This window comes from Cyanobacteriota bacterium, assembly GCA_025054735.1.
Classification (GTDB): Bacteria; Cyanobacteriota; Cyanobacteriia; order SKYG9; family SKYG9; genus SKYG9.
Window position 1 is genome coordinate 1 of the sequence record JANWZG010000122.1, and the last position, 9,586, is coordinate 9,586.

At 51.9% G+C, this 9,586-nt stretch carries 10 protein-coding genes; 1 reads left to right on the forward strand and 9 read right to left on the reverse strand.

Annotated features, from left to right (window positions below):
- From NZ772_07685 to NZ772_07720, 8 genes are all read right to left on the reverse strand, one after another.
- The coding region (locus NZ772_07685) for a DUF2993 domain-containing protein (GenBank protein ID MCS6813437.1) at positions 1 to 507 on the reverse strand (507 nt) is incomplete at its 3' end.
- Between the two features lie 27 nt (positions 508 to 534).
- A complete protein-coding gene (locus NZ772_07690; GenBank protein ID MCS6813438.1) occupies positions 535 to 1,347 on the reverse strand; it encodes a BtpA/SgcQ family protein in 813 nt (270 codons plus the stop codon).
- A gap of 92 nt (positions 1,348 to 1,439) precedes the next feature.
- On the reverse strand, positions 1,440 to 2,447 hold the full coding sequence (locus tag NZ772_07695; GenBank protein ID MCS6813439.1) for an ATP-binding cassette domain-containing protein: 1,008 nt from the start codon (positions 2,445 to 2,447) through the stop codon (positions 1,440 to 1,442).
- A 153-nt stretch (positions 2,448 to 2,600) separates the two neighbouring features.
- On the reverse strand, positions 2,601 to 3,485 hold the full coding sequence (gene lpxC / locus NZ772_07700) for a UDP-3-O-acyl-N-acetylglucosamine deacetylase (protein MCS6813440.1): 885 nt from the start codon (positions 3,483 to 3,485) through the stop codon (positions 2,601 to 2,603).
- A 100-nt stretch (positions 3,486 to 3,585) separates the two neighbouring features.
- Positions 3,586 to 4,557 (reverse strand): metallophosphoesterase, encoded by a 972-nt coding sequence (locus tag NZ772_07705; GenBank protein MCS6813441.1) that lies wholly within the window; start codon positions 4,555 to 4,557, stop codon positions 3,586 to 3,588.
- A 118-nt stretch (positions 4,558 to 4,675) separates the two neighbouring features.
- On the reverse strand, positions 4,676 to 5,173 hold the full coding sequence (gene accB / locus NZ772_07710) for an acetyl-CoA carboxylase biotin carboxyl carrier protein (GenBank protein ID MCS6813442.1): 498 nt from the start codon (positions 5,171 to 5,173) through the stop codon (positions 4,676 to 4,678).
- Positions 5,174 to 5,236: 63 nt separating this feature from the next.
- A complete protein-coding gene (gene efp, locus NZ772_07715; protein MCS6813443.1) occupies positions 5,237 to 5,797 on the reverse strand; it encodes an elongation factor P in 561 nt (186 codons plus the stop codon).
- 63 nt (positions 5,798 to 5,860) lie between these two features.
- Positions 5,861 to 6,802, reverse strand: coding sequence for a branched-chain amino acid ABC transporter permease (locus NZ772_07720; GenBank protein ID MCS6813444.1), 942 nt, complete (start codon positions 6,800 to 6,802; stop codon positions 5,861 to 5,863).
- Positions 6,803 to 6,914: 112 nt separating this feature from the next.
- On the opposite strand from NZ772_07720, the gene NZ772_07725 reads away from it, so the two are divergent.
- On the forward strand, positions 6,915 to 7,511 hold the full coding sequence (locus tag NZ772_07725; protein ID MCS6813445.1) for a HupE/UreJ family protein: 597 nt from the start codon (positions 6,915 to 6,917) through the stop codon (positions 7,509 to 7,511).
- 11 nt (positions 7,512 to 7,522) lie between these two features.
- On the opposite strand, the gene NZ772_07730 is transcribed toward NZ772_07725, so the two are convergent.
- Positions 7,523 to 9,184: a protein kinase gene (locus NZ772_07730; protein ID MCS6813446.1), complete on the reverse strand. Its 1,662-nt coding sequence runs from the start codon at positions 9,182 to 9,184 to the stop codon at positions 7,523 to 7,525.
- Positions 9,185 to 9,586: the final 402 nt, after the last annotated feature.

The window sequence follows — 9,586 nt, forward strand, 5'->3', positions numbered from 1 at the left end:
GTTGATGGACAGTTCTAGCCGATCGCCATCTAGGATTTTGATCTGGGGGTTGAGAAAGTCGTAGCGCTGAACCTGACGTTGCACCTGAGGTGGCCCAGGCAGGTCAATGGCAATGCCCCGCAGGCGATCGGCAAATCCCGGCGCTTGAATGGCTCGATTGATGTCATCCTGAGTCAGAATCAGGCGAACACCAGTTTGCAGAGGTTGCCCTAAACTGACCTGTCCCCGGCCTAAACTACTTGGATCGATGTTGACGTTTTCAGCCTCTAACTCTAGGGACGCAATCCGGAAGGCTTGAGTCAGCACCAATCCTTTACCTGAAATCAGTAAGCGATTGGCCTTGCCCTGAAGAATTTGATGCACAGGAGCATTGTCTACTCGCACTTGTAGTTGCTCAACAGACTGGAATTGAGAGCGAATAGCATTGGCGGCTACTTGGTCGATGATCAAACCTGCGGGCGATACCAAGCTAATCAGCCCTGATAACAGGATGGCAAAAAATTCCATAGGTCAAGGGGAATAGGGGTCAACAGGTTAAGGATGGGTATGGGATGGTGCTTGACGTGTTGCTTCCACAAAGCGGCTAACGCGAACGGGGTCGATCGCCTGTTCACGCTGCCCGTGTCGTTTTAGGGAACTGCTGACAATTACGCCGTCTGCCGCCTTGATCAGGATAGGAATATTATCCCAGTTGGCTCCGCTACCAATGAAAACGGGTTTACCGGCGGCGGCTTCGCGGGCAGTTTTCAGATCTTCTAGGGTGGGGGGGTCGCCTGTTGCCCAGCCAGACAGAATTACACCATCAGCAAGACCTCGTTCGATCGTGTCTTGCACAGCTAGGGACAGATTAGCAGCTCCGATGGGACTAGCGTGTTTTACCAACACATCGGCCAGAATCTTGACATCGCTACCCAATTCTCGCCGATAGCGCAACAGGTGATGGGCATTGCCCTCAATAATGCCTTGATCCGTGGCCATGACTCCAGTCAAGATATTGACGCGGATGAAGGTGGCTCCTGTGCAGGTTGCGATCGCCAGGGCACTAGTTGCATCGTTACGGAGAACGTTAATGCCGATCGGCAAGGTAACTAAATGCATCAAGCGCTGCACGACTACAGTCATAGCACTAACCACTGCTGGATCCACCCGATCCTTGCTAAAGGGAGCATCAAAAAAATTCTCTACAATGATGGCATCAACGCCACCAGAGGCTAGGGCAGTGGCTTCCTGTTCAGCCCGATCGATTACAGCCTTGAGGCTACCTCCCCAGCGGGGCGAAGTAGGTAATGGTAACAGGTGAACAACACCAATAATGGGAGTTGCAGTCTTAAACGTTGTCAGATTCACGGGTTCAGACGTTAGCAGTCGGCAGAGAACCTGAGATGCTGACAGAATCAGCGCAAAGGTTCACCATTGATAATATCCCTATTCTTGCCCGTTCATGCTGAGGTGAGGGTGTTCCCTGCCTGAAACACACGACCAATGACTTCTTCAATCGGCGGATCCGTTACGGTCAAATCCAGCACGTCTAAGTTGGCAAGAATTTGAGAAACTGTACGAGTTAGCACGTGACGCTGCACTACAAAGCGGGCCTCGCGACCGTCGATCGCCTGTACCTCGCCATAGGCTGCAAGCACATCCTGCGTGTGGCAGGTCGCAAACTCAACTTTTACCTCTCGGTAGGGGGCAAATTGGGCAACTAGACCATCTAGACTACCGTCATAGATTAGGCTACCACCATAGATCAGCAACACGCGATCGCACAGAGCCGTGATGTCCGCCATGTAGTGACTGGTCAAAATCACGGTGGCACCATAGCGCTGGTTGTAGTCTCGCAAAAAATCTCGGACACTCACCTGAGCGTTGACATCTAGTCCCAGAGTTGGCTCATCCAAAAACAGCACTTGGGGACGGTGCACCAGCGCTGCCAGCAGTTCAGCTTTCATGCGTTCCCCTAGGGAGAGTTTGCGCACAGGTTGGTGGAGTTTATCGGTGATGCCAAGCATTTCTGACAATTCCCCCACGCGATAGCGAAATTCTTTGTCGGGGATGTCGTAAACAGCAGCATTAATGTGTAGGGAATCGATCGCAGGCAAATCCCAAATCAACTGTTGCTTTTGACCCATAACCAGTGTGATTTGGTGTAAAAATTCTGGTTCTCGACGAAAGGGCACATGTCCAGTCACCATGACCTCACCAGCCGAGGGATGGATTAAGCCAGTCAGCATCTTCAGCGTTGTCGTTTTGCCTGCACCATTCGGCCCCAAGAAACCAACAATTTCCCCTGGCTGAATTTGAAATGATACCTGTTTCACTGCTTCCACATGGCGATAGGTGCGGCGGAAAAAGTGACCTAGGGTTCCCTTGAGTCCAGGTTGTTTGACTGCGACGGGATATACCTTCGTGAGGTCATTAACAGTAATGATAGCGGGGACATCGGTGGCGATCGTCGGACGATCAACCTGCCCTAATTCGCAAGGTTCTGTAGTCAACAGTAGTCACCTCACAGTAACGTCAAGTATCTGGGGCTATTACCCTTGTACATACTCTCTTGGATTATAGTGATGCCCCTAGGGTAGCTGTGGCTCAGGGTTGCAAGCTCAGGTGAGTGTGGCTTGTAGTGAGCGAACAAGCTGAGTGTGCAAGCTATGGCTAGCCTTATAGGCTATAAAGTGGGCGATCGGTAGCGTCCCTAGTAGGCTCATGTCGCCAACTAAGTCCAACAGTTTGTGGCGAGCAGGTTCATTGGCAAAGCGCAGGGGAGGGTTAATCCAGCCATCCGACCCACAGACCAAGGCATTGTCTAGACTGCCGCCTTTGATCAACCCAGCCGCCCGCAGTTGTTCAATCTGGTGTGCCAAGCCAAAGGTACGGGCTGGAGCTACTTCATCGGCAAAGCTAGCCACCTCTGGTGACCAACTGTGCCACTGATTACCAATCGCTGCTAGATCAAAATCAATCCCGTAGCTAAAGCGCAACTGTGGAGCAGGCAATGCAGCTACAAAGGCATCTCCATGGCGTAACCACACAGGCTCTGTCAGAGTAGGGCGCTGGCGTTCGGCTGGTTGAGTGGTGAGGCCAGCTTGGGCGATCGCGGCGGCCCAGGGTTGAGCTGACCCGTCTAGCAACGGCACTTCAGGGCCATCAATTTCAATGCGAGCATTGTCTACCCCCATACCCAACAAGGCCGATAGCAGGTGTTCCACTGTGCGAACAGCACTGCCATTAGCCGTCAGTTCTGTAGAGAGCATGGTTTGACCCACAGCAGCGATCGTAGCTGGAATCTGAGGTTGTGTAGGCAAATCAACCCGGACAAAATAGCGGCCTTCTCCAGATGCGGCTGGCAACACGCGCACGTGGGTTTCCGCTCCGGTGTGCAAGCCTATGCCCGTTTGCTCAATCGCAGTGGCTAGGGTGTGCTGATAGGGGCTAATTGCAGGCTGTGCAGGATCCGTTGCCGTGGGTTGAGACTGGGTTTCCAGCATAGAGTGGTTCCTCTGGGTTGTAACGAATTGTCAATGCTGTCCGAATGCTACCACTGTTTGCGTCACGGTGTGGCCCTCGGTAAAGAGGAACTACCTAGCATCAGCCAACGAGAGACCGATAGACAATGCCCTGGTCAAAAATCTGATTCCTGGTGCCAATGCCTTGAATCAACAGATAATCAGGATAGACGGCGATCGCAGCAAAGCTAAGGGTTTGGGCGGAATAGGCTGTCCAGGTAGAATGCCCAACTGGGCGCGTGCCAGCACCAGCACCACAGATGAGGTAAGTAGTGCCATCGATGGGCTGCGATCGTTCGTAGTGATGATCGTGCCCATTGATGTAAAGCTGAACACCATATTTACGGAACACAGGGGTCAGACGCTTGATTAGCCCCTCATTCAATCCATAGTGTCCAGAGGAATAGATTTGGTGATGCCCAAAGACAATCTTCCAGCGGGCTGTGCTTTGGCTGAGTTCGCGCTCTAGCCAAGGTTGTTGTGCTTCCCAGTCGGCGTTGGTGTTAGTGTCTAGGGCAAAAAACTGCACCGGATCACGGGCAAAGGTGTAGTAGCGCCCGGTCATATTAAAGCCGGGATAGCGCACTTGTGGATCCCCATTAGCAGTGCGGATATCGTGATTTCCTAGACAAGCTCGAAACTGCACGCCCTGATCTAGCAATGGCTTGTAGGGTTTTTCAAACACAGCATTGATTTTCTCAATTTCGCCGTTGTTGTAAATATTGTCCCCTGCCAAAATCACTAGATCAAAAGGATATTGCCGATGATAACGAGTCATGGCAGCCGCAACGCGATATTGCCCTGAGCCGCCAGTGCCTGTGTCAGCGACGGCAACAAATCGGAACATAGGTGATTCGGTAGCGGCGATCGTCTGTCCATCACTCGTTATAGAGCTTGATGACTCCTGGCTAGTTGTAAATATATTGTTGATATTGTTGACTTGGCTAGACCATGGGCTGCCTGTAAACCGATCAAGCCCAACCTTGTTGGCTACTAGTAAGCCCAGACTACCTAGACCACCTAGTATCAGAAATTGGCGACGATTAAGGCTCATCGGTTGTTGCTGGTCGTAATGGTTCATGGGTGATCACCAAAGTCAGATATAGAGCAGTCAGATGTGAAGCTGACGGGTCTATGCTATCTAATCGTCAATGGCTGGGGCTTTAGCCTAATTAGGCTGGGTTAATACGCATCAACACCTGTCCATATTCTACTGGCTGAGCGTTGTCTACAAGAATTTCAACAATTTCGCCAGCGACCTCGGCTTCTAACTCATTCATCAGCTTCATAGCCTCAATAATACAGACGGTCTGCCCTGGCCGAATGCGATCGCCCACGTTCACAAATGGTGGTTCATCGGGAGCAGGGGCGCGATAAAACGTACCCACCATCGGGGAGGTAATCTCTACCAGCTTTTTTTCCAGAGGGGAGGGCGTGGGCATTGCCGCTGGGGTAGGAGTAGCAGGAACTGTTGGTTCAGGAACTGCGATCGTCGGTGGCGGACTCACCACTTGTGTACTTGCAGGAATCTTTGCCCCTGGCTCTGGCGATGCCACAGTATCACGGCGAACAGTTAACTCAAAGTCATCAGACTTCAGCGTCAATTCTGCAATACTGGTTTGATCTATCGTGATCAAGAGTTCCCGCAATTCCTCAATGCTCAATGCCACAATCTATACGACCCCTGCTACTAGTGATAAATACCCAAGCCACTGGCTGGGCAACTTGCCGGATTAGTTCTCTCGACCTAGATAGGTATCAGACCGAGTGTCAATCCGAATCTTCTCGCCAACCGAGATAAAGAGCGGCACCATCACTTGAGCACCAGTCTCGACGATCGCAGGCTTAGTGCCACCAGTAGCCGTGTCTCCCTTGACCCCAGGGTCGGTCTGCACAACCTCCAGCACAACCGAGTTGGGCAATTCCACTTCGATTACCTGGGTACCCCAGCGCACCACGTTGACTTCCATGCCATCTTTCAAATACTTGACCCGATCGCCAATCTGATCTGCGGTCAGACGACCTTCTTCATAGGTGCTCATGTCCATGAACACATACTCATCACCGTCTTTATAGGTGTGTTGCATAACAGACTTTTCCAGAGTGGCTTGGGGCACCATTTCACCAGCTCGGAAGGTGCGCTCAACTACGTTACCTGTCTGAGCATTTTTGAGTTTAGTACGCACAAAGGCCGAGCCTTTTCCTGGCTTAACGTGGAGAAATTCCACAACTTTCCACACGCTGCCATCAAGTTCGATCGTGGTACCAGTACGAAAATCATTGCTAGAAATCATGGATGTTGACTGGGCGGAACAATCAGCACCTTATTTTACCCCTCTGTGGGACATGGGTGAACGTTAGTTTGTTGGTTTCGTCTGGCGTGACCCTGAAGGGGCGGCATCGAACCATGTAGACTTGACTAGCCCCTGGGGAAAGAAAATAGTTCCTAGGACAATCAACAGCCCAAACACCATCAAGCGCCCGTCGCGTAAAAACTGGGCCACGTATGGGGATAGTCCTGGTAAGTCGGCAGTTGCGCGTAGCACTTCAGGTAGAGCTGTAAGCACCATACCACCTAGTACTGCCCCCCAAAATGTGCGGGAGCCACCAATCAGCACAAACGTTAGGTGAATAATGCTGACATCAAAGGTGCCTTGACGAGCATTCCAGGTGTTTAAGAAGTGGGCACTAATGGCCCCAACCATGCCCGCTAGGATAGCTCCTAGGGTAAAGGCTAGCACTTTGTAATAGGTAGGATTAATCCCGATCGCGTCAGCAACTAGCTCATCTTCTCGGATAGCCAAAAAAGCTCTGCCTGTGCGGCTATGCTCTAGGCGATGAAAAAATATCATGCTCAAAACTAGCATGGGCAATACAATCCACAGATACTCGATCGCACTACTGAAGGGCTGGGGCACCGCAAAAATACCCACGGCTCCTCCGGTGATTTCCAAGTTTAGGGAGAGCACGCGCAAAATCTCTACGACAGCAATAGTGGCGATCGCCAGATAGATGCCCCGTAGTCTTAGGGTAGGAATGCCTACAACTAGCCCCAACAGACCAGATAGGCAACCCGCCACCACCATCTCTAGCAACAGTAGTGGTACCGGAAAACTACCCACTGGCGAGAAAACCTTAGTCGATAGCACAGCAGCGATGTAGCCTCCCAAGGCATAAAATCCAGGGCTAGCCAGTGACAATTGGCCGGCCATCAACGGCAGATAGAGAGACAAGCCCAGCATTGCCCCCAACAACATTGAGACAATCAGAAATCCATAGGTGGTGAGGAAAGTTGCCATGTATGCTGTTAACCAATGGACAAATCTAGATCAGAACTTGATTGTAAGCTGGGTTGCGGTAAGTAAATCCAGTGCTAACCCCGATCGTAGATGTTTAGATAAGGAAGCAATTATGAACAGACTGCAAAACCGTGCCGCTCTGCTGTTAGGAACCACTGCAATAACGGTGTTATTGCCGACGATTGCTCAAGCTCATACTGGGCAAGGGGCAGCCTCTGGTTTCTGGCATGGCGTTACCCATCCTATTGGAGGGCTAGATCACATTCTCGCCATGGTTGCCGTGGGCATTTGGGCATCACAAATTGGTGGCAAGGCACTGTGGATTGTTCCCCTCAGTTTTGTGGGTGTTATGGCTCTAAGCGGCATCGCAGGTATGGCAGGTGTTCCCTTGCCCCTAGTGGAGCAGGGTATTGTGCTTTCGGTCTTAGTGTTAGGGGTGCTTATCGCCGCAACGGCAAAATTCCCTCTGCCTGTCAGTGCAGCGATCGTTGGTCTGCTGGCAATTTTTCATGGCTATGCCCACGGAGCAGAAATGCCCGACAACACAACTGGTCTGCTGTATGGACTTGGGTTTGTCATCTCTACAGCCTTACTTCATGCCATTGGCATCGGGGCCGGATGGCTAGTCCAGCGGTTTACTAAGGAGCAGGTCATTCGCTATGTAGGCGGAGCGATCGCCCTCAGCAGCTTGTATCTTTGGTTTGCATAGGTCATCGTTCCCTAGGGACTGGGGGATGGTGGTGCTGTAGCTTCAGGTGGCAGTGTGGGGGGTGGAGACGGTGCTGAAGGCGGTGTTGACCCAACCGTGGGTGAACTGGGCGTAACTGTCGGCGTGGGCGCTATCGGCTGGGGAGTTGCAGTTGGGTTGCCCCCTGTGAGGGTAAAGACTACCGAAAAGGGGGTTTCCTGCAACGACGATACCGTGATCTGATAATTGCCAGCTCGTGCTGATGGCTGAGATTGCCAGCTTGCGGTGTTGCTAGCTAGGATAACGCCGATTGGATCCCGAACTTCAAGGGTCACCGTACCTTGAATAACCTGTACCGATAGAGACTGTCCTTCCGCTAGTGAGATGATGAACTGCTTACTGCGCTGCAAGCTCACTGTCCCACTCTTCTGAACCGTGGACTGATTAGGGCCAAATGTGACTGACTCGACAGCCGCATCCGTTGGTGTAGGTGTGGATGGAGATGTTGTGGGGGGAGTAGCCGCTACAGGAGGTGTTGCTGCTGGAGAAGGGACGATCGTTGGCGATGGCACTGGAGAAACGTTGGCATTGGGTGTAGGTGATAGACGCTGCTTGGCCTGATCCTTCAACAGGTTGCTAAGTACAATCCACGGTGCAATCGCTACCACTAACAACACACCACCTGCGATCGCCCATCCCAACCACGTGGGGGGCTGACCAACTGGTTTGGACGATGTTGATGCAGTTATGGTTTTAATCTGAGGCCGGGGCTTCACTGACGTAGGTTGCGGTGCTGGAGCAACTGGTTTTGTAACTTGGGTTCCCGGTGCAGCAGCAGATTCCACTAGCCCAGTCAGCGATCGTAGGGCCTGCAATACCTCGGTCGCTGACTCATAGCGATTGTGGGGGCGGGGGTTCATCATCCGATTTAACACTTGCACTAGCCGCGGACTTAGGGCTGGTACCCACTGTTGCCAATGCCATGTCATCGTAGTTTCATCCAGCAGATCTTGGGGCTGCTTCCCCGTCAACAGCACTACAACAGTCACTGCCAAGGCATATAGGTCACTGTTGGGGTATACCTTGCCAGTTTGTAACTGTTCACTGGGAGAATAGCCCAACTTGCCCACCGTCGTGCCCTGTTGCGTTACTTCTGAGGCGTGCAATTGCCCTGCTACTTCCTTGACCACACCAAAATCAATCAATACCGGCAGCCGATCGCCCTCCCGCAGTATCAAGTTATCTGGTGAAATGTCCCGGTGCACAATCCCCTTGCTGTGAATATAGGCCAGCACAGGCAACACCTGCTCCATTAGGTGCATTACCTCAGCTTCAGAGAAAGTCATGCCCGCTGCCAATCGCTCCTCCAGCAGGGATCTATAGGTGCGACCATCGATAAAATCTTGCACAAAGAACAGCCGCCGTCCCTGCTCAAACATTTCCCGAAACTTGGGAATCTGGGGATGCTCAATCTGGTAAAGAACCGCAGCCTCCCGCTGAAATAACTCCTTCGACTTTTGCAGCGAATAGTCACTGCCCTGCACTGGAATGTATTCCTTCACCACACAGCGCTCGTTGAACCGCCCTTGATCTTCTGCCAAGTAAGTGCGTCCAAAGCCTCCCTGACCTAAAACCCTATCTAGGCGATAACGGCTTTTTAAGATAGTTCCCGATGGAATTGGTGGTTGCATCATAGTCGTGTTGGTTGTGATTGGTCACGCGGCACTGATTACTGATCGCTTAGTCTTCCCCAGTTATAACCCTGAATACACTGACCCTTCACGCACTAACTAAGGGCTGCCTCGTGATTCACCAGGGGGCTATGGGACTAACCAACAACTCAATAGATTTAGGTACACAGATAAGCAATTATCCTTGCAAGTGCCCAGAGGTTAGGTCATGGTTATCACAGCTCGTCAGGCCGATCGGGTGGTGCTACACCAGGTTAGTTGGGAGTAATTTGAACGCCTACTCGTTGACTTAGGCCATCATCGTGCTGCCCGCCTTGCTATTGACTACGCCAGTTACGGTTCCACCACTTGGCAGGCACGCCTCCAGATGGCTGGGATTGAACCAGACAACTGCTTTTACACTCA

Excerpts from the sequence above, each read along its gene's own strand:
- NZ772_07705 (MCS6813441.1), bottom strand. The coding sequence starts at position 4,557 with ATGAGCCTTAATCGTCGCCAATTTCTGATACTAGGTGGTCTAGGTAGT.
- NZ772_07730 (MCS6813446.1), bottom strand. The coding sequence starts at position 9,184 with ATGATGCAACCACCAATTCCATCGGGAACTATCTTAAAAAGCCGTTAT.
- lpxC (MCS6813440.1), bottom strand. The coding sequence starts at position 3,485 with ATGCTGGAAACCCAGTCTCAACCCACGGCAACGGATCCTGCACAGCCT.
- NZ772_07720 (MCS6813444.1), bottom strand. The coding sequence starts at position 6,802 with ATGGCAACTTTCCTCACCACCTATGGATTTCTGATTGTCTCAATGTTG.
- efp (MCS6813443.1), bottom strand. The coding sequence starts at position 5,797 with ATGATTTCTAGCAATGATTTTCGTACTGGTACCACGATCGAACTTGAT.
- NZ772_07725 (MCS6813445.1), top strand. The coding sequence starts at position 6,915 with ATGAACAGACTGCAAAACCGTGCCGCTCTGCTGTTAGGAACCACTGCA.